This is a genomic window from Pseudomonas reidholzensis, assembly GCF_900536025.1.
Lineage (GTDB): Bacteria > Pseudomonadota > Gammaproteobacteria > Pseudomonadales > Pseudomonadaceae > Aquipseudomonas > Aquipseudomonas reidholzensis.
Map to the genome: position 1 here is coordinate 339,420 of NZ_UNOZ01000030.1, position 17,358 is coordinate 356,777.

The 17,358-nt window shown below is 64.5% G+C and carries 21 protein-coding genes; 4 read left to right on the plus strand and 17 right to left on the minus strand.

Annotated elements, in window-relative coordinates; translation table 11 throughout:
* Positions 1–147: 147 nt before the first annotated feature.
* From ku to CCOS865_RS21170, 10 genes are all read right to left on the minus strand, one after another.
* Complete coding sequence (gene ku / locus CCOS865_RS21130; RefSeq protein WP_119144453.1) at positions 148–1,017, minus strand: non-homologous end joining protein Ku; 870 nt, start codon at positions 1,015–1,017, stop codon at positions 148–150.
* Positions 1,018–1,023: 6 nt separating this feature from the next.
* Complete coding sequence (locus tag CCOS865_RS28235; RefSeq protein ID WP_167469087.1) at positions 1,024–1,164, minus strand: PSPA7_2676 family Cys-rich small protein; 141 nt, start codon at positions 1,162–1,164, stop codon at positions 1,024–1,026.
* A 111-nt stretch (positions 1,165–1,275) separates the two neighbouring features.
* On the minus strand, positions 1,276–2,397 hold the full coding sequence (locus CCOS865_RS21135; RefSeq protein ID WP_119144455.1) for a carboxylate-amine ligase: 1,122 nt from the start codon (positions 2,395–2,397) through the stop codon (positions 1,276–1,278).
* A 6-nt stretch (positions 2,398–2,403) separates the two neighbouring features.
* Positions 2,404–3,357 carry a methyltransferase gene (locus CCOS865_RS21140; protein ID WP_119144457.1) on the minus strand — a complete coding sequence of 318 codons (954 nt, stop codon included), beginning with the start codon at positions 3,355–3,357 and terminating at the stop codon, positions 2,404–2,406.
* Positions 3,357–4,694: an iron-containing redox enzyme family protein gene (locus CCOS865_RS21145; RefSeq protein WP_119144459.1), complete on the minus strand. Its 1,338-nt coding sequence runs from the start codon at positions 4,692–4,694 to the stop codon at positions 3,357–3,359. The genes CCOS865_RS21140 and CCOS865_RS21145 overlap by 1 nt, the downstream gene beginning before the upstream one ends.
* An 18-nt stretch (positions 4,695–4,712) precedes the next feature.
* Positions 4,713–4,898 (minus strand): hypothetical protein, encoded by a 186-nt coding sequence (locus tag CCOS865_RS21150; protein WP_119144461.1) that lies wholly within the window; start codon positions 4,896–4,898, stop codon positions 4,713–4,715.
* 57 nt (positions 4,899–4,955) lie between these two features.
* Positions 4,956–5,123 carry a KGG domain-containing protein gene (locus CCOS865_RS21155; RefSeq protein WP_119144463.1) on the minus strand — a complete coding sequence of 56 codons (168 nt, stop codon included), beginning with the start codon at positions 5,121–5,123 and terminating at the stop codon, positions 4,956–4,958.
* A 151-nt stretch (positions 5,124–5,274) separates the two neighbouring features.
* On the minus strand, positions 5,275–6,555 hold the full coding sequence (locus CCOS865_RS21160; protein ID WP_119144465.1) for an NTP/NDP exchange transporter: 1,281 nt from the start codon (positions 6,553–6,555) through the stop codon (positions 5,275–5,277).
* 4 nt (positions 6,556–6,559) lie between these two features.
* Positions 6,560–7,468: an aldo/keto reductase gene (locus CCOS865_RS21165; protein WP_119144467.1), complete on the minus strand. Its 909-nt coding sequence runs from the start codon at positions 7,466–7,468 to the stop codon at positions 6,560–6,562.
* An 88-nt stretch (positions 7,469–7,556) separates the two neighbouring features.
* On the minus strand, positions 7,557–8,435 hold the full coding sequence (locus CCOS865_RS21170; RefSeq protein ID WP_119144469.1) for a Dyp-type peroxidase: 879 nt from the start codon (positions 8,433–8,435) through the stop codon (positions 7,557–7,559).
* A 194-nt stretch (positions 8,436–8,629) separates the two neighbouring features.
* On the opposite strand from CCOS865_RS21170, the gene CCOS865_RS21175 reads away from it, so the two are divergent.
* The gene (locus CCOS865_RS21175; RefSeq protein ID WP_119144471.1) at positions 8,630–9,538 is read left to right on the plus strand and encodes a bile acid:sodium symporter family protein; all 909 of its coding nucleotides are present in this window, start codon (positions 8,630–8,632) and stop codon (positions 9,536–9,538) included.
* A gap of 87 nt (positions 9,539–9,625) precedes the next feature.
* Here CCOS865_RS21175 and CCOS865_RS21180 read toward each other — a convergent pair whose 3' ends face one another.
* Positions 9,626–10,090: a sterol desaturase family protein gene (locus CCOS865_RS21180; RefSeq protein ID WP_119144473.1), complete on the minus strand. Its 465-nt coding sequence runs from the start codon at positions 10,088–10,090 to the stop codon at positions 9,626–9,628.
* Positions 10,091–10,522: 432 nt separating this feature from the next.
* Between CCOS865_RS21180 and CCOS865_RS21185 the strand changes: the two genes are divergently transcribed.
* Complete coding sequence (locus tag CCOS865_RS21185) at positions 10,523–11,230, plus strand: MgtC/SapB family protein (RefSeq protein WP_119144475.1); 708 nt, start codon at positions 10,523–10,525, stop codon at positions 11,228–11,230.
* Between the two features lie 11 nt (positions 11,231–11,241).
* Here CCOS865_RS21185 and CCOS865_RS21190 read toward each other — a convergent pair whose 3' ends face one another.
* The 3 genes from CCOS865_RS21190 to CCOS865_RS21200 are packed head-to-tail and all read right to left on the minus strand — an operon-like array spanning position 11,242 to position 13,879.
* Positions 11,242–12,804 carry a sensor domain-containing diguanylate cyclase gene (locus CCOS865_RS21190; protein ID WP_119144477.1) on the minus strand — a complete coding sequence of 521 codons (1,563 nt, stop codon included), beginning with the start codon at positions 12,802–12,804 and terminating at the stop codon, positions 11,242–11,244.
* A gap of 41 nt (positions 12,805–12,845) precedes the next feature.
* Positions 12,846–13,640 (minus strand): exodeoxyribonuclease III, encoded by a 795-nt coding sequence (xth, locus tag CCOS865_RS21195; RefSeq protein WP_119144479.1) that lies wholly within the window; start codon positions 13,638–13,640, stop codon positions 12,846–12,848.
* Positions 13,637–13,879, minus strand: a complete 243-nt coding sequence (locus CCOS865_RS21200) for a hypothetical protein (RefSeq protein ID WP_119144481.1) — start codon at positions 13,877–13,879, stop codon at positions 13,637–13,639. Before CCOS865_RS21200 ends, xth begins: the two co-directional genes overlap by 4 nt.
* Before the next feature lie 168 nt (positions 13,880–14,047).
* Between CCOS865_RS21200 and CCOS865_RS21205 the strand changes: the two genes are divergently transcribed.
* A complete protein-coding gene (locus CCOS865_RS21205; protein WP_119144483.1) occupies positions 14,048–14,545 on the plus strand; it encodes a DUF4142 domain-containing protein in 498 nt (165 codons plus the stop codon).
* A 24-nt stretch (positions 14,546–14,569) separates the two neighbouring features.
* Positions 14,570–14,821, plus strand: coding sequence for a hypothetical protein (locus CCOS865_RS21210; protein WP_119144485.1), 252 nt, complete (start codon positions 14,570–14,572; stop codon positions 14,819–14,821).
* A 63-nt stretch (positions 14,822–14,884) separates the two neighbouring features.
* On the opposite strand, the gene CCOS865_RS21215 is transcribed toward CCOS865_RS21210, so the two are convergent.
* From CCOS865_RS21215 to CCOS865_RS21225, 3 genes are all read right to left on the minus strand, one after another.
* Positions 14,885–15,061 (minus strand): DUF6021 family protein, encoded by a 177-nt coding sequence (locus tag CCOS865_RS21215; protein ID WP_244216165.1) that lies wholly within the window; start codon positions 15,059–15,061, stop codon positions 14,885–14,887.
* 56 nt (positions 15,062–15,117) lie between these two features.
* Positions 15,118–16,122, minus strand: coding sequence for a DNA-binding protein (locus CCOS865_RS21220; protein WP_119144489.1), 1,005 nt, complete (start codon positions 16,120–16,122; stop codon positions 15,118–15,120).
* Between the two features lie 260 nt (positions 16,123–16,382).
* The gene (locus CCOS865_RS21225; protein ID WP_119144491.1) at positions 16,383–17,279 is read right to left on the minus strand and encodes a LysR family transcriptional regulator; all 897 of its coding nucleotides are present in this window, start codon (positions 17,277–17,279) and stop codon (positions 16,383–16,385) included.
* Positions 17,280–17,358 lie beyond the last annotated feature (79 nt).

A 17,358-nucleotide genomic window follows, 5' to 3' on the forward strand; every position in this document is an offset into this window, starting at 1 on the left:
CTGAGGCTGCTACGCGCCCTTTTCGCGACACAAGGCCGCTCCCACAGTTACGGCGTCGTCTTCACGGCCTGCGCGGTCTCTGTGGGAGCGGCCTTGTGTCGCGATAGGGCTGCGCAGCAGCCCCAGCAATCTCAATAACGCTAAAAATCAGGAAGCCTTGCGCGCCCGCTTGGTCGGTTTTTTCTCCGGCTCGTCCTTGGCTGCCGCCTTCTTCTTAGGCGCCGGCGCCTTCCCCCCCAGGCTGCGTTTAAGCAACTCGGTAAGGTCGATAATGTCTGCGCCCTTCTTCCCGCCCTCGCCTGCAGCCTTGTCGACCACGCTGATCTTGCCCTTGCTGGCCTTCTCTTCGACCAGGTCCATGATCGTCTGGCGAAACGCGTCATGGTACTCGTCAGGGTTCCACGGCCCGCTCATGTCCTGCACCAGCCGCTTGGCCATGTCCAGTTCACGCTTGTCGACCTTGGTGTCGGTCACGCTCTTGTCCAGCTCGAGCGTCTCGATACCCCGCACCTCCTCAGGCCAGCGCAGGGTGATCATCACCAGCGCGTCGTCCAGCGGCCGCAACAGGGCCAGGTGCTGGCGGGTATGCAGCACCACGGTGGCCAGGGCCACCTTGCCGGTGCTTTCCAGGGTCTCGCGCAGCAGCGCATAGACCTTGCCACCGCGCCGATCAGGGCTCAGGTAGTAAGGCGTATCGAAGTGCTGCAGCGGAATGTCGGTCGCCTCGACGAACGAAAAGATGTCGATCGTCTGAGTCGCCTCGGGGCGCGCGGTGCGGATCTCCTCTTCGCTGATGATCACGTAGCGGCCTTTCTCATACTCGACGCCCTTGACGACGTTGTCCTTGTCGATGTCCTTGCCGGTGACCTTGTTCACCCGCTTGTAGCCCACCGGGTCCATGCTGCGCTTGTCCAGCCAGTCGAAGTCGACCCGCTCGGTGCGCACCGCGGTGTTGAGGGAGACGGGGATGTGCACGAGGCCGAAGCTGATCGCGCCTTTCCAGATTGCTCGGGCCATGGTCGCTCAGCTCCTCACGTTGGCAGGGTGGCTGTAGCGCAAGGCGCCACACCGTTCGCAGCACTGGCATTGCAGCCCGGTCACTTCCACTTCACGCATCAACATGGTCCGCCACAGGCAGCCACGCAGCAGGCAGACAATTGTCATCAGCCACCTCCTTCCCCGACGATTCGCGGGCTCTTACTTGAGCTGACTGCGCGGCGCCGGGAAGGTTTACTCGCGCTGCCCTGCGGCAACCGCCCAGCGCGGTCACGCCGATCAAGGCAGCCTGCATGCTTCGCCGAGCACCTGCTCGACCACCGCGCGCAGCGCTTGCTGCGCGCTCAGCCCCGCCGCGCTGGCCGCCGCGTGGCAGGCCAGTTGCCGATCGGCACTGGTACCCTCCAGCACAATGCGGCGCGCCTGGACGAACGCGTGCAGGGCATCGACACTGTCGGGTGGGTATCGATGGCTCAGTTGGGCCAGCCAGCCCTCGGCGGTGACTGGCTGTTGCTGGTGCACCCCGATGAACTCGGCGTGGCGACCGTGGCGCAAGGCGCGCCAATAATTCTCCTGGGTAATCCAGTGTATTTCACGGTTCACCGGCGTCGCCGGGTTAGACGCGGCCACGCAGGCCTCCACCAGGTGGCGGAACAATCCGGCGATACACAGGGCATCCTCCAACTGCGGGCAGCCGTCACAGATGCGCAGCTCCACCGTGGGGTAGCGGTGGGAGGGGCGCAACGCCCACCAGAACGCGCCGTCCGCGGCCAGCGACCCGCTGCGCTGCAACAGCGCCCGGTAGCGCTGGTACGCCGGCCAGTCGGGCAAAGGCTCCGGCAGGCCCATGTGCGGCCACTCGCCACACAGCACCCGCCGGTAGCTCATGTAGCCCGTGACCTGGCCGCCCCACAGCGGTGACGAGGTGCTCAGCACCAGCAGCAACGGTAGCCAATACACCAGGCTGTTGATCAACCGGATGCGGTCACAAGCGGCCGGCACGCCCACATGTACATGCAGCCCCGAGGCCACGCTGCGGCGGGCGACATACTGATAGTCGGTGAACAGCTGACGGTGATGCGGGGCGGCGCCGGGGCGCTGGCGCAGCCACTCGGCGTTGGGATGACTGCCTGCGCAGTAGAGGCCGACGCCGTGCTCGGCCAGTGCCTGCTCGAGGCAGTAGCGGCGCTCGCTGAAAAAACACTGTGCCTGCTGCAGGCTGTCGAACACCGGCGACGCCAGCTCGATCTGGCAGCGGAACAGTTCATCGGCGTAATACTCACCGAGCACTTCACGGCAGCACAGGCTCACCGCCGGCGAGGGTTTGGCCAGCAATCGTCCGCTGCCCAGGTCCACCAGCAGGTATTCCTCCTCGATGCCGAATGTACAAGGGCGGTACATGGCGGCTCAGCCAATACGGGTGACGGTCAATGCCACGGCAGCAATGCGCTCGACCTGCGCGTAACCGGGTTCGAGCAGCTGTTCGGCAAACACGTCCGGGTCCAGCTCGCGATAGCGCCAGCACCACGCGCTGCCGGCCAGTCGCGCGCGGGCCGCTTCAAGCAAGGCGTCGCGGCCTTCGACGATGGCCACGCCGGTGTACAGCAACAGCGTGCCGCCGATGTTCAGGCGCTGACAGGCCTGGTCGATGATGCGCACCGACAAGGCCGCCCCCAGCGTGCCGCCGCCGTGGCGATACTGACGTTGCTGGGTATCGAGCATGTAGGGCGGGTTGGCGACGATCAGGTCGAAGCTGGCGGTCAGCCCGGCGAGCAGGTCGCTGGCCTCGACCGAGACGTTGTCGAGCCCGGCCAGCGCGGCATTGATCTCGGTGAAGCGCAGCGCCTTGGGGTTGATGTCCACCGCGCTGACCTGGGCCTGCGGCGCGGCGCGGGCAATCAACAGCGCGCCGATGCCACTGCCGCTGCCGATGTCCACGGCGTGCTGCAGGGGCCTGGGGCAATGCTGCAGATGGTCGTCGATGACCTGAGCGAAGCGGTAGCTGTCGGGGCCGAAGAACACCGCGTCACTGGCCTCGGTAGGGTAGGCAGAGTGCACCACTAGCAGTTCGTCGAGGCTCGACCAACGGACCTTGCTGCGCAACAGGCCGCCCTGCTCCTCCAGCACCTGCGCGGCCCACCACTGTTGCAACTGCTCAGGGGGGATCAGGTCGGGCGAAAACGGCCGGCTCCAGCCAAACACATCGCGCAGGTTACGTGCGCGCGCGTTACCGGTGCGGGCATTGACCAATGCATGGGTGGCCGGTGTGACACAGGTGAATCGGTAGCCGTCGGCGTGCAGACGCCGGCCCAGCTGCAGCAGGGCCTGGTCGGCCTGGCGTTGCTCTGGGGTCGAGCGCATCAGTGCACGCCGGCCTGTAGCAAGCCGGTAGCCTGGGCATAGGCACGGGTTGCCAACAGCCCCTCGGGCAAGGCGTGACGGTTGCCGGCCATGCGCTCGATCAAGGCTTCGACAGCCGTCTGCGGGGCGACCTGGAGCGCTTGGGCAGCCTCGGCCAGATTCGCGTCCCAACTGCCGGGGAACACCCGGCGAGGTTTCGGCGCTTGCCACTCGCCGGCGATCCAGTCGTGCCACAGTTGTTTTTCATAGGCGCTGAACACCCCGAACATGGCGGCCGACGGGCCGTCGATCAAGGTCCAGAAGCGGCTCTTGGCGGGGTCCTCATGGCGGCGCAGCCAGCCCTGCGTTTGCAGCGCCTGGATAAACCCGGAGGCCCCCATCGGCTCGGCCAGCCATTGGTTGATCGTCCGCCCTTGCAGCTTGCAGTGGTCAGAATGCATGAACTGGCCGAAACCACGCTTGCGCTCCAGCGCAGCCAGCAGCTCTGCTTCCAGGCCGAAGCTGGCAATCAGCTGGGCGGCCGGTGTACCCAGGTCATTGAGCCGATAACCGCGACGCACCCGGGCATAAAAGGCCTCCTGTTCGCGCTCAGGGCATAACTGCACGATGGCCTGGATCGAGCGGTGGGCATGGCCGCTAGCCGCATTGTCGATCGTGACGTGGAGCTGGAAGTAATGACCGTCGATGCCCAGCTCGGCCAGCTCATACGTGGTGATCAGCAAATGCAACGGTGGCTGCTCGTAGCCGAGGTTGTAGCCCAGGACTTCGCCCAGGAAACTGTCGCTGTTCAGGCCCAGGGCCAGTTGCACGGAGCCCTGCAGGTAGCGCTCGGGGTCCAGCGGGATCGACTCCAGGCACCCCACGCGGCTCAACAACCGTTGGTAGATCAATACATGGTTGCAGCGCGCATCACCGTCGCCAAGCTCTTCCAGGTAGGTGCGGATGAGCCCGTGGTAACGGGGGTCACGCCACTGGCGCAGGGTGCCGTGCAACCAGACCCCGTCTACGGCCTTGGTTGGCGCGACCTGCTGCAGGTACCATAAGGCCTGGGCGCGGTTGGCGAAATACTGCCTTGGCCCGCCCTCGCGGCGTTGGCGCAGGTAATCGGCATAGGCTTGCGCCACCTCGCCGGCCCGCTGGGCGCTCCAGGCGAAGAGTTGCCCAGGATGATCAGGCAGGTCGTCAGGCAGACGCTCGGCCGCCTGCAGTTGCTCTGCCAACCAAGCGGCAGATTGGCCGTCGTCGCCGTCCAGCCACGTCCGGTAACGCTGCTCAAGGCTCGGGCTGTGCAGCGGGGGTCGCAACGCGTGAGCGCTGGCTTGAGTCATTACCATCATGCCGGACTCCTTACGCGATTACGGTCTTTGAGGCTCCTGCGGCACCGGCTCGGGACCAGGCGTAGGCTGCGGGGCAGGTTGCTGCATCTGTAGCGAAGGCTTGCTCGGGTCGGCGTCCTTGGCCGGGTGATCGCTGTCGCGGTCAAAACACCCACCCAGCAGGGTCAGGCTGCCAATCAGGCAAAGCAGGGGCGGCAAACGCATGGGCTTTCCTCCAGTTTGAAAAAACGCAGTGCCGCTGGACGGCACTGCGTACCTCATTTAGGAACGGCCACCTTTGCGGCCAGACTCGCTCTTGTCGGTCGTGGAGCCGGATTGCTGCCCGCCTTTGCGGCCTGCTTCCGAGGCTTTCGCCTTATCGTTGGCAAAATCGCCGGGATTCTTCGAGCCGCCCTGACTGCCAGTCTTGTTGCTTTCTTTGTTGGCCATGGTCGTGAACCTCAATGTGGCTTGGGATACGCACAGCTAGGTGCCGTACATAGTGTGGGAGTACGGCGATAAGCGTGGATTCGCTTTATTCCGATGGCATCGGACCGGTGGCGTTAAATATGCGCCTGGGGAGTATTTGGGGCGCAAAGGGTTACGTGTCGGGGGTTTCCATTGTGCGTTGGCGTCTGCCCAGCCAGGCCCCGGTCAGGCCCCAGCCCACCGCCAACACAGCGCCCAGCAGCATGGCCAGCTGCGGATGCTCAGCCATCACATCCAGCGCGCGCTTGACCCAACCGCTCAAGGCGTCACCGCCGCGGTAGACCACGGTGTCGATGAAGTTCTTGGCCTTGTACTTGTCTTCAGCGGGCAGCACGGTGAAGAGCATTTCGCGCCCAGGCCGCACCAGTGCGTATTCGCCCGCGCGGCGCACCACCATCACCAGCACGAACACGGCAAACACCGGCGCCAGCGCCAGCCACAGAAAACCCACCGCCATCAGCAACGGTACTGCCACCAACAGCACGCCAACGCCCAACCGCCGTGCCAGCCGGCCGGTGATGAACACCTGGGTGAGAATGGCCAGGGCCTGCACCACGGTGTCGATCAGGCCGAACACCTGGGTCTGCCGGGTGCGGTCGCTGAAGGTCTCGCTGACGATACGCGCCTGCTCGAAGTACAAAAAGGTGCTGACGCTGGCCAGCAACACCACGAACAACGCGATGCCGAGCAGGTAAGGCGAGCGCAGGACCGCCGTAGCCCCCGCGAACGGGTTGCCGCCCAGCGGTTTCGACGCGGGATGCTCGCTGGTCGCCGGCAGTGGGTGGCGCTCGCGCCAGCGCTGCAGGTAGAACGTGGCGCCCATGCTGCCGAGCAGGAACAGGCACGCCAGCACCAGCAACCCGGCGTGCCCCAGCGGCGCCACCAGCAGCGTGCCCAGCAGCGGCCCGCTGAGCCCGCCAAGGCTGGCACCGGCTGCGAGCAGGCCGAACAGGCGTTTGCCCTGCTCGCTGGAAAACAGGTCGGCGAGCACGCTCCAGGCCAGCGAAATCGCCAGCAGGTTGAACACCGACAACCAGATGTAAAACGCCCGGGCCTGCCAGATGTCGTCCGGGTCACGGGCAAACAGCACGGCGAACAGCAACAGGTTGCTGGCGAACACCCCATAGGTCCAGGGCAGGATGCGCCGGCGCTCGACCCGCGACGCCAGCCAGCCGAACAGCGGCAGGCACACCAGGGTGGCGATGAAGGTGCCGGTGAACAGCCATTGCAGGTTGTCGACCCCGCCGGCGATACCCATGGTCTCGCGCACCGGCCGCAGCATGAAGTAGCCGGTGAACAGCAGGTAGAACAACGCAAAACCCGCGAGCACCGCGGGGCCTTCGCCGGGCTGCAGGTTGACCCCGTGCGCCAGGCGTCGCCGCCAGTTGCTCATGGCCTCAGGCAAACTGTTTGATCAGCGCTTGCTGCTGCGCCTCGCTCAACAGCGGCGCCAGGCCCGCCTTGAGCTGATCGAGCTGGCGGTCGGGGCGGCCGGTGGCCGGGATCACCGTGGTGACAGCCGGGTGGCTGATGGCGAACTTGAGAAACAGCTGCGCCCAGCTGCTGATCCCGGCTTCACCGGCCCAGCCCGGCAGCGGCTGGTCCTTGACCCGGGCGAACAGGCGGCCGTCGTCGAACGCGCGGTTGATCAGCACGGCCACGCCTTTGTCGCGGCACAGCGGCAACAAGGTCTTGGCGGCCTCGGCTGAATTGACCGCATAGTTGATCTGGATGAAGTCGAGCGGCTCCTTGCGGACAATCTCGGCTACCTCGTCCTGGCCGCTGGCCAGGTAGTGGGTGATGCCGATGTAACGGGTCTTGCCCTGGGCCTTGAGCTCACGGGCGTAAGGCAGCTGGCGTTGCCAGTCGCGCAGGTTGTGGATCTGCAGCAGGTCGACCTTGTCGGTACGCAGGCTCTTCAGCGTGCCGGCCCACTGCGCCTGGGCGGCCGCTGCGCTGTCGGCGGCGATCTTGGTGGCAATGAAGCACTGCCGGTGCCAGCCACCCTCCTCCAGCAACTGGCCGAGGATGGCGTCGGCGCCGCCGTAGTTGGGCGAGGTGTCGATGACCCTGCCGCCGCCCTCGAAGAACACCTTGAGCACCTGCTTGAGCTGCTGGTACTGCGCCGAGCCTGGCTCGACCTCGAAGCTGCCCGAGGTGCCCGCGCCGATGACCGGCAAGGCCTCGCCGCTGGAAGGGATCTTGCGCGTCAGCAGGCCGCCAGCGGTTTCGGCGTGCAGCCAGGGGCTGGCGGCCAACAGGCCCAAGGCTGCACCGGTGCGTAGGACATCACGACGACCGTACATAGGAAAGCTCCCGTCATGAATCGGAAACTTTCAAGGCTAGCCGCCCTACCCTGCACCTGCCCGTGATTCTGTATCTGGATGTTTAGGCTTAGCCGAGCAGCAGGCTCAGGTCGAGGAAACCTTCGGTCTGTGGCGGGCACCAGTAGAAGCCACCGGTCAATGGCCGGCTGAACCGGTACAGGCCATCGATCACGCCATCTTCAAGGCCGCTCATGCGCCGCAGCTGCACTTCAAAGGCATCGAAACTGTGCCCCAGGGCAACAAACGCCAGGCCGGCGCCACGTTGATCGGCCCAGGCCACCGAGCGGCGCACCATGAAGGCCTCGGGATCGAAGCTTTCCTGTGCGGTGCGCTTGACGTGCGCCGACTCGGGCGCGTCTTCCAGCTCCTCGTTGTCGCTGAGGCGACGGCCAATGATGTTGTCCTGCTCGCCCTGCGGCAGCGATTTGAAGTACTGCAGGTCGTGCTTCCACAGCTGGAAGGCAGCAAAGCTCGAGCCGCTCAGGCCTGGCTGCTCACCGGCGACGATGGCCGCCTCGACGGCGTCGTCGTCCACCGGGTTCTCGGTGCCGTCCTCGTAACCGGTCAGGTCGTGACCACCGCGGTGCAGGAAGCCATCGACGCTGTCCACCAGGCTCAGTGCAGGCGCCAGCAACTGCTCCAGGGCCTGGCCGCGCAACAGCAACTCGCCGCGCTCTTCGCCGCGCAGCCACAGCCACAGCGCGTGTTGCGTGCTGGGGTTCTCGACTGCGGCGTCCAGCTGCGGGAACGCCCGCAGCCCAGGCACTTGCCGGCCCAGCGCCTTGACCAGCGGCGCGCCGACGCCAACGATCAGTTGCTGGCCAACCGCCTGCGACAGCAAGGCGTCGAGCACTGCGGGCAACGCTTCGGTGCAATGCAGGGAGAAGAACAGGTGACGGGCATGGGCCGGCACGGGGGTGGCAAGCAGACCTTGCTGGAACGGCATGGCAGGCGAATCCTCGGCAAAAGCGCGAATCCTACTGCGCTCGCCGCCCAACCGCAACGCGACTTGGCGCCGCTAACGCGCAGGTTTGCGCGCTACCTCGGTAACAAAACGTTACCAAGACATGGCCAAGTGCAATTAGCTATCGTTCGATCGCCACCTACACTGCTCGGAATCCTTCGTGCGAGACCGTGCCCATGACCGCTTCACCGTTGCTTACCGCTGTCTTGCCGATTGCCCTGGGCATCATCATGCTCGGGCTGGGCCTGTCGCTGACGCTGGCCGATTTCGCCCGGGTGGTGAAGTACCCCAAGCCGGTGGTGATCGGCCTGGCGTGCCAACTGCTGCTGTTGCCGCTGGTGTGCTTCCTGATTGCCAACGGCTTTGGCCTGGAGTCGGCGCTGGCGGTCGGCCTGATGCTACTGGCGGCCTCGCCGGGCGGCACCACGGCCAACCTGTTCAGTCACCTGGCGCATGGCGACGTGGCGCTGAACATCACATTGACTGCAGTCAACTCGTTGATCGCGATCCTCACCATGCCGCTGCTGGTGAACCTGTCGCTGAGCTATTTCATGGCGTCGGACCAGGTGATCCCGCTGCAGTTCGCCAAGGTCATGCAGGTGTTCGCCATCGTCCTGCTGCCGGTGGCGCTGGGCATGATGATTCGCCGCTGGGCGCCGCAGTTTGCCGGGCGCATGGAAAAACCGATGAAGCTGGTGGCGGCGTTGTTCCTGGCGTTCACCATTGTCCTGGCGCTGGCCAAGGACTGGGCGACGGTGGTCGAGTATGCGCCGCTGGTGGGCGGTGCCGCGCTGCTGTTCAACCTGCTCAGCCTGACGCTGGGCTATTGGGTACCGCGGCTGTTGAAGATCCCCAAGCGCCAGGCGATTGCGATCGGCATGGAGATCGGTATTCACAACGGCACCCTGGCGATCGCCCTGGCCTTGAGCCCGTCGCTGCTGAACAACCCGACCATGGCGGTGCCGGCAGCGATCTACAGCTTGATCATGTTCTTTACCGCGGCGGGGTTTGGCTGGTGGGTGAGCCGTGGGCACAAGGCTGAGGAAGCTACTGCGGCAGCTTCGGGGCAGGTTGCCGGGGATTGATGGCGTTGTTGCGCCTTCATCGCGGGCAAGCCCGCTCCTACAGGTCGCGCGGTGTCTGTAGGAGCGGGCTTGCCCGCGATGTGGGCCTCAGGGCCCGCGCCGCTTGCGCAACTGGCGCTTGAGCACGCGCAACGGCGGCGCATAGAAGAAGCCGAACGAGACACTGCCTTCGCGCCCTTTCACGGCATGGTGCAGCCGATGCGCCCGGTGCAGGCGCTTGAGGTAGCGGTTCAGTGGCCGCGGCTTGTTGGGCCAGTGCCGATGAAAAAAACCGTCATGCGCCAGCACATACAGCACCCCATACCCCGCAACCCCGCCGCCCACCCATTGCAACGGCGCATAACCGGCCTTGCCCACGGCCACCAACCCCGCCGCAATCAGCGCCAGCGCCAGCAGGTAGACGTCGTTGGTCTCCAGCACGCCAAGGTGCGGCTCATGGTGCGAGCGATGCAGCCACCAGCCCCAGCCATGCATGATGTACTTGTGAGCCAGCGTGCCGACGCCCTCCATGGCCACCAGGGTGCCGAGCAGGATGGCGAGATTGAACAACATGAGCAGGTCCGCGATGGTAACGAAAGGCGCAAGATTACCATTGCCGGCAGCTGGGATCAGCTCAGTTGGCTGTAGGACGCTTCTCTATTAACCCATTGTCATCTGTTTGCCATTGACCCGCTGCGCAGCGAGGCGTAACGTCCGCCCCGCAATTCTGCCCCCCATCACAGGAGTCCTGCATTGGACAGTAGCCCCAGTCGATTGCGACAGGTCCACACGGCGAGCTAGTCCGGCAGTCCTTCTGCCACTGTCTCGCCGCACCCGGTAGACGGTGGTACAGCACGGCCCTGCGGGTCGATGCGTTCCCTCCTTTGCTGCTGCACCTCGCCCTTCGGCGATCGGTGACGTGGTCCTGCGCACTCTGTTTTTCGCACGCGCCGTCAGCCAATGGCGCTTACGCGGGCAATCGTTGCCCGCGGCAAGAGGTTTGCTATGGATTGGAAAGTATTTCTGCTGCGCGTCAGCGTAGCCCTCGTGCTCGGTGCCCTGATCGGCGCCGAGCGTCAACTGCGCCAGCGCCTGACCGGCCTGCGCACCAACGCCCTGGTCAGCACCGGGGCCTGCCTGTTCGTGCTGATGACCCAGGCGGTACCGGGCATGGCCCCGACCGATGCCTCGCGGATCGCCGCCTACGTGGTCTCGGGCATCGGTTTTCTGGGTGGCGGGGTGATCATGCGCGACGGCTTCAACGTGCGCGGCCTGAACACCGCCGCGACGCTCTGGTGCACGGCCGCGGTTGGCGTGCTGTCGAGCATGGGCCTGCTGCTCGAGGCCACCCTTGGCAGCCTGGTGGTGCTCTGCGCCAATATCCTCCTGCGTGACCTCGCCCAGCGTCTGGACCACCAGGAGGTGGTGCCGGCCAGCGAAGTCGAGCAGCGCTACGAGGTGCGCATCGTTTGCCGTAGCGAAGACGAGATCCAGGTGCGCAGCCTGATGCTGCACACCCTCAGCGACCCCGGCCTGCGCTTGCAGTCATTGCACAGCGAAGACCTGCCCGACTCGCTGCGCCTGGAAGTGCGTGCCGAACTGCTCGGCAACCCCCAGGCCACCGCCCAGCTGGAGCGCCTGGTCGGCCGCGTGAGCCTGGAGAAAGGCGTCAGCGCCGTGCGCTGGCAAGTGCGCGAAGTGCCTGGAGATTGATTCCTGCCCGGCTACACCCGCTCTGTCGCGTTGGTTGCCAGGCAGCAGCGGTCTCGGCCCTGCCGCTTGGCGTCATACAATGCACCGTCGGCAGCGGCCATCAGGGCCTCGGGGGTGATCGGTTGTTCAGCCGGGTAGCCCACGGCGATCCCGGCACTGACCGAAACAAGACCCAGCGGGCTGCCCGCATGCTCGATGGCCAGCCGCCGCAACAGCTGCAATGCCTCTTGCACGATCAACCCGGCGCCTTGCGCATCGGTGTCGGGCAGCAGCAAGGTGAATTCTTCACCGCCATAACGCACGGCCAGGTCGCCGGGGCGCTTCACCGCCTGGCGTAGCACTTCGCCGAAGCGCCGCAGGCATTGGTCGCCCGCCAGGTGGCCGTAGCGATCGTTGTAAGCCTTGAAGTAGTCCAGGTCGAGCATCACCAAGGCCAACGGGTAGCCTTGCCGGCGTGCGCGACCGACCTCGGCTTCGAACAGCGCATCCAGCCGCCGGCGATTGCCCAGCCCGGTGAGGCTGTCGGTCAGGGCCAGGTCCTTGAGGGTCTGGTGCGCCTGGTGCAGCGCGCGTTCGATGGCGATGCGCTCGCGCAGCTGGCGCAACACCACCCAGCCGAACACGGCCAGGCCCAGCAGCAGGACCAGCAGCACCACCACCGACTTGATCATGTCGTGGCGCCACGGGGCGAGGATCGACTCGCGCGACAAACCCGCCTCCACCACCAGCGGATAGCGGGTGAGCGCCCTGTAGGCATACAGGCGCGGCGTGCCGTCAATCACCGCTACGGCTTCGGCGATGCCTTCACGGGCATACGGCAAGTGGTTGCGAAACACCTCGCTGTTGGCCAGGCTGCGCCCCACCACCTCCTCCACGAACGGCCGACGGACGAGGATGGTCCCGTCGCGCTTGGCCAGCACCAGCGCGCCGCGCTGGTCGATCTTGAAGTCGCCGTAGTAGCGCACGAACCAGTCGACCCTGATGGTGCCCAGCAACACACCCGCAAAGCTGCCATCGGCAAAGTTCAGGCGCCTGGAAATGGGGATGATCAGATCACCCGTGGAGCGGCTCTTGACCACCGAGCCGATGCGCACCTGGCGGTCGCTGTGGGTGCGGTGGTAAGTGAAGTAGTCGCGGTCGGCATTATTGGCGTTGGCCGGGATGGTGGCTTTGTCGGTGACGATCCAGTTGCCGTCCGGGCCGTACACGAACAACCCGTGCAACTGCGCCATGATGCTGGTCTGCTGGCGAAGCAGCGCATGCAGCCTGGGCCGGTCGAGTTTATCGAAGCCGTCACCCTCGAGGCGCTCGGCCAGCGCAGCGGTGATGGCATCGACCTGGCGGATCGAGTCTTCGGCATGTTGCGCGGAGGCGCGGGCCAGGTTGGTCACCGAGTCCTCGGCATTGACGAAAGCCTGCCGGTAGTCACGCCAGATGCGCCAGGCCTCGGTGAGCACGAACGCCAGCATGACCATGGCCATGAAACTCAGCACCAGGCGGAACAGCGCCAACGCACGACCCTCGCCGGTGACCGCGAAAAGCCCGTCATCGTCCTGGTTGCCGGGTGCGCGCATTGAAGTCCCTTCCCGTCGCTGTTGCCGCTGTTGACTATAGATCAGTGCCGCTTGCGTGTACTCAGGGTGATCCAGGTCGGCGCGTGGTCGCTGGCCTTGGTTTCGTTGCGCACCCAGGCATCCACGCCGGCGGCCTTGAGGTACGGCGCCAGGTCAGGGTTGAGCAACAGGTGATCGATGCGCAGCCCGGCATTGCGGGGCCAGTGGTTGCGAAAGTAGTCCCAGAACGTATAGACCCGCTCCTCCGGGTGCAGATGGCGCAGCGCATCGAGCCAGCCTTGCGCGAGCAGGCGCTGGTAGCAGGCACGCGTCTCGGGCTGGAGCAAGGCGTCCTTGCGCCAGGAGCGCGGGTCGTAGATGTCCAGGTCAGTCGGCACCACGTTGAAGTCGCCGGCCAGCACCGTGGGGTGGCCGTTGTCGCGCAGGCTCTGGGCATGGGCGATCAGGCATTCGAACCACTGCAACTTGTAGTCGAACTTGGGGCCGGGTTGCGGATTGCCGTTGGGCAGGTACAGGCAGCCCACCAGTATTCCGTGCACGGCTGCCTCCAGGTAACGGGCCTGACTGTCGTCCTGCATGCCAGGCAAACCACGGCGAACCTCCAGCGGCTCGCTGTCACGGGCAAGAATCGCCACGCCGTTCCAGGCGGGCTGGCCCTGGTACAGGCAGCCATAGCCAGCGGCTTCAAGCGTTGCGCGGGGGAAGTCCTTATCGGGCGCCTTGAGCTCTTGCAAGCAGGCGATATCGGGCTGCTCGCGCTCGAGCCAGGCCAGCAAGGCCGGCAAGCGGCTGCGGATACCGTTGATATTGAAGGTGGCGATCTTCAGCGCTTTCATGCGTCGGGATCGTTGACGTGGGCCTGTACCGCCTCTTTCAGGGCGCGTACGTGGGCGTCGTCGGCCAAGGCCTTGAGCGCCAGCCAGTCGTCCCAGTCGAGCGCGCCGTCATCACGCATGGCTTCGGCGGTGCGGATCAGTTCATGGTGGTAGGCATCGGGCGATGCACAGCGGTAGCTGACGTCGTCGTACTGGGCGTACCAGGCCTCTAGCTCGGGAATGCTGCGGTCGATGCTCATGTCCCCCTGCTCCTTCGTGCAACCTTTGAATCTCTGAGGCCTGCCCGCGTGCATCGTTCCCCCGCCGTGCCCGGCCGGCACGGCCCGCAGAAAAATTAAACCTTTGCCCAGCGCCAGGGCTCAACCGTAAGCGACACAGACGTCGCGCCACCGCAAAAGGAGTGAGCCATGAACAATCTGTTCCTCAAGCGAATCGGACTCTCCGTCGCCCTGGGCATGGCGTCGTTGCACGCCATGGCCGCCAGCGACGATTTCGTCGATGCCGCCACCGAAGCCGGTATCGCCGAAGTGGTCACCGGCAACCTGGCGCGGGAAAAGAGCAGCAGCGCGGATATCAAAGCCTTTGCCCAGCAGATGGTTACCGACCACACCAAAGCCAACCAGCAACTTGGCGATATCGCCCGCAAACACGACATCACCGTGCCCGATGAGGCGGCGCTGACCGACAAGGTCAAAAAGGTGATCCTCGAATGGCGCGATGAGTCGTTCGACAAGTCCTACATCAACAACCAGGTCGATGCCCACGAAAAGGCCGTGGAGCTGTTCATGAAAGAAGCCAGCTCCTCCGACAAGCCTGACCTCAAGGCGTATGCCAGCGACACGCTGCCAACCCTTCAAAAACACCTGGAGCATGCCAAACAGCTTCAGGCCAAGCACGGCAAGTAACCCCTATCACGAGGCTAGCTACCCATGAGTAATGATCCACTACGTTCGGAAGTGCTTACCCGTCTGTTGCACGCACACCCGCAAGGGCTGGGCAAGGAAGTGCTGGACAACTACCGCGGCGAGAAAGCCGTGGCCGGCATGCTCAAGACCTTGCAGGACGAAGGCCTGATTCATGATGGCAGCGTCGAGGTGGATGCCGGGCACCAGATCAGCGTGCAGTATCCGATCAAGCTGTCCAGTTCCGGTGTCGAGGCGGCGAAGCAGGCGGAGGGTTGAGCTGATTGCGCCAGTGACGACGGCTCGCGGGCTTGACCCGCGAGCCGTCGCTATTGGACTTCGCTAGGGCTTTTTCTCTACATCCAGAGGGGCCTTCGCCGGCCCCTGTGGGTCGACCTGCGGATCATCGAGATCCGGCGAGTCCGGGTCAAACCCCAGGTCATCCTTGTCGGTCGCATGTTCTGAGGAATGCGGCCCCTGGTCGTCCTGCCTGCCGGGTGCTTGCGGTTGTCTGGCCATGATCTCGTCTCCCATGAGTGTCTACTGAAGAAACCAGCCAGCCCTGAAAGTTTGATCTAGTTCGCATCACCCTTTTGTAACGTACCCGCAGCCAGCTGCGCCTGGCATGTCGTCAGCGCTGCGCCGCGGCTCTCCAGCTCTCCCTGGAGAAAGGCCAGCTGCCGTGTCTGCTCGCTGCAGAGCTCGCGCTTGTGCTCAAGCTGCTGCGCTTGCCCATCCAGCTGCCTGCGCATTTCCTCGCTGGCGCCCTGCGCCTGGGCCAGGATCGAGCGCAGCCCCTGCACCTGGGCGTCACGTTGCTCCAGCTGTTCATTGAGCAGTTTGCGCTCAGCGACACCCTGACGGCCCTCACCCAGCAGCCGCTCGTTATCGCGGTGCAGGCGGGTCAGCTCTTCCTGTTTGACGATCATGCCTTGCTGCAACTGACGCTGCTCGACCTGCAACTGCTGAACCTGCGCCTCGTGCCGGCGCTGCTCCTGTTCACGCTGCTCGCGGCTGGCGGCACGGTAGTGCTCCAGTGCGTCACGGGCATGACGATGTTTGTCTTCCAGCGAGCGGACCTGCTCGTCCTTGTCGTTGAGGCGCACCTGCAGCTCACCCAGCGACTGGTTGAGGCTGGCGCTGCGCAGTTGCTCGCTCTGCAAGGTGCTCAAGGTCGACGCCAGTTTCTCCGACTCGGCCTCCAGCGCGCTGGCCTGGATCTGGTGCTGCTGGTGAGCGGCCGCCAGCGCCTGCTGGGCCAGCGCCAGCTGCGCCTGGAGTTGCTCGCATTGCGCGTCGAACTGCACCTGCGCGGTGGCGACCCGCGCCTCCCCTTCTTCCTGCAATTGCGCGGCGAGCTGGGCAACCAGGCGCGCCAGCTGCTCACTGAGGCTGGACGCTGCCAGCGGGCCTGAAGGGTTTTGCGCGTCCAGCTCCTTTAGATAGCGATGAATGGTGGTTTTAGAGCCGGTATTGCCCATTTCGATACGTACTGCATCGATGCTGGGGTTTTCCCCACGGGCGATCAGGGCTTGGCGCGCCTGCTGCACTACTGCCTTGTTGATACCGCCCCGGGCCATGTTTGCTCCTACGATTTCGTAATGTGGTACGTACCATGTAATTACGTACTAATTCTGCCGATACTACGATGCGGTTTCAAGCGTTTGCTGACATTCAATAATCACGGCTTATCGCATGTGATAGGCGAAAAGGTGCGGGTTAGCCGTCGCAGAAGGCGGCTTCGGTACGAAACCCTGCTAAATGAGCGGTATGGGGAAATGAGCGCGGGAGGCTGGGAGTCCGCGGCGTCAGGGGTTCGGATGACTCCAGGACGCCAGACCTATAGCTCGCCCTGGCGCAGCTGCGCGACCAGCGTATCTACCCATGGATTCGCTCGGGCGACATTCCAGGCCACCGTGGTAGTCACCACGCTGACGGCTTGGGTCAATGGGCGCAGGACGACATTTGCCGGTGCCAGCTTGCTCATGGCAGCAGGTACCAACGCAATACCCTGACCACAACTCACGAAGGCAATCTGCGAGGCCACTGAACGGACCTCATGCAGTACCCGCGGCGAAAACCCATTGGCCCTGCAGGTGGCGATCAGGTTGTCGAAGTAAAGCGGGCTGACTTTGCGCGCAAACATGACCAGCGGCTCGCCAGCCAGGCTGGCCAGTGCAATATGACTGCGCTCGGCCAGGTCGTGATCGGCCGGCAAGGCGACCATCAAGCGCTCCTCGGTCAGCGGCAACCATTCAATGGACTTGCCCAGATCACCATCCAGACGTGCAAAAGCCAGATCGATATCGCCTGCCTCCAACGCCGGTATGGCTTCGACGCTGTCGATTTCTCGTACCGATACCGTGATGTGCGGGTGCTCCAGCTTGAAGCGCTCGATGATCCCCGGCAACACATCGAACATTGCTGAAGAGATGGCGCCAATGGTCAGCATGCCGCGGTACCCCGCCACCGCTTCCTCGACGGCTAATTCCAGGCGCTCGAGTTGATCGGCGAACTTGCGCACCGCCGGGAGTATCGCCGCTCCCACCGGGGTCAGCCGTGCGCCGCGCCTGGAGCGCTCGAAGAGCTTGACCTTGAGGGCCTGCTCAAGAATCTGAATTTGCTCGGTCAAGGGCGGTTGGGTCATTCCGAGCCGCTTGGCGGCGCGACCGAAATTCTGTTCCTCGGCCACGGCGAGAAACAGCCAGAGGTGTCGCACCAGGCGAAAATTGATCATGAGGTTTCCATAGGTTTGGCGTATGTAAACGATCCTTGATTAGGAATATACCTATCATGCGAGCTGTTCGACACTCATG

Coding starts and splice junctions, on each gene's coding strand:
- ku (WP_119144453.1), bottom strand. CDS start 1,017: ATGGCCCGAGCAATCTGGAAAGGCGCGATCAGCTTCGGCCTCGTGCAC.
- CCOS865_RS28235 (WP_167469087.1), bottom strand. CDS start 1,164: ATGACAATTGTCTGCCTGCTGCGTGGCTGCCTGTGGCGGACCATGTTG.
- CCOS865_RS21135 (WP_119144455.1), bottom strand. CDS start 2,397: ATGTACCGCCCTTGTACATTCGGCATCGAGGAGGAATACCTGCTGGTG.
- CCOS865_RS21140 (WP_119144457.1), bottom strand. CDS start 3,357: ATGCGCTCGACCCCAGAGCAACGCCAGGCCGACCAGGCCCTGCTGCAG.
- CCOS865_RS21145 (WP_119144459.1), bottom strand. CDS start 4,694: ATGATGGTAATGACTCAAGCCAGCGCTCACGCGTTGCGACCCCCGCTG.
- CCOS865_RS21150 (WP_119144461.1), bottom strand. CDS start 4,898: ATGCGTTTGCCGCCCCTGCTTTGCCTGATTGGCAGCCTGACCCTGCTG.
- CCOS865_RS21155 (WP_119144463.1), bottom strand. CDS start 5,123: ATGGCCAACAAAGAAAGCAACAAGACTGGCAGTCAGGGCGGCTCGAAG.
- CCOS865_RS21160 (WP_119144465.1), bottom strand. CDS start 6,555: ATGAGCAACTGGCGGCGACGCCTGGCGCACGGGGTCAACCTGCAGCCC.
- CCOS865_RS21165 (WP_119144467.1), bottom strand. CDS start 7,468: ATGTACGGTCGTCGTGATGTCCTACGCACCGGTGCAGCCTTGGGCCTG.
- CCOS865_RS21170 (WP_119144469.1), bottom strand. CDS start 8,435: ATGCCGTTCCAGCAAGGTCTGCTTGCCACCCCCGTGCCGGCCCATGCC.
- CCOS865_RS21175 (WP_119144471.1), top strand. CDS start 8,630: ATGACCGCTTCACCGTTGCTTACCGCTGTCTTGCCGATTGCCCTGGGC.
- CCOS865_RS21180 (WP_119144473.1), bottom strand. CDS start 10,090: ATGTTGTTCAATCTCGCCATCCTGCTCGGCACCCTGGTGGCCATGGAG.
- CCOS865_RS21185 (WP_119144475.1), top strand. CDS start 10,523: ATGGATTGGAAAGTATTTCTGCTGCGCGTCAGCGTAGCCCTCGTGCTC.
- CCOS865_RS21190 (WP_119144477.1), bottom strand. CDS start 12,804: ATGCGCGCACCCGGCAACCAGGACGATGACGGGCTTTTCGCGGTCACC.
- xth (WP_119144479.1), bottom strand. CDS start 13,640: ATGAAAGCGCTGAAGATCGCCACCTTCAATATCAACGGTATCCGCAGC.
- CCOS865_RS21200 (WP_119144481.1), bottom strand. CDS start 13,879: ATGAGCATCGACCGCAGCATTCCCGAGCTAGAGGCCTGGTACGCCCAG.
- CCOS865_RS21205 (WP_119144483.1), top strand. CDS start 14,048: ATGAACAATCTGTTCCTCAAGCGAATCGGACTCTCCGTCGCCCTGGGC.
- CCOS865_RS21210 (WP_119144485.1), top strand. CDS start 14,570: ATGAGTAATGATCCACTACGTTCGGAAGTGCTTACCCGTCTGTTGCAC.
- CCOS865_RS21215 (WP_244216165.1), bottom strand. CDS start 15,061: ATGGCCAGACAACCGCAAGCACCCGGCAGGCAGGACGACCAGGGGCCG.
- CCOS865_RS21220 (WP_119144489.1), bottom strand. CDS start 16,122: ATGGCCCGGGGCGGTATCAACAAGGCAGTAGTGCAGCAGGCGCGCCAA.
- CCOS865_RS21225 (WP_119144491.1), bottom strand. CDS start 17,279: ATGATCAATTTTCGCCTGGTGCGACACCTCTGGCTGTTTCTCGCCGTG.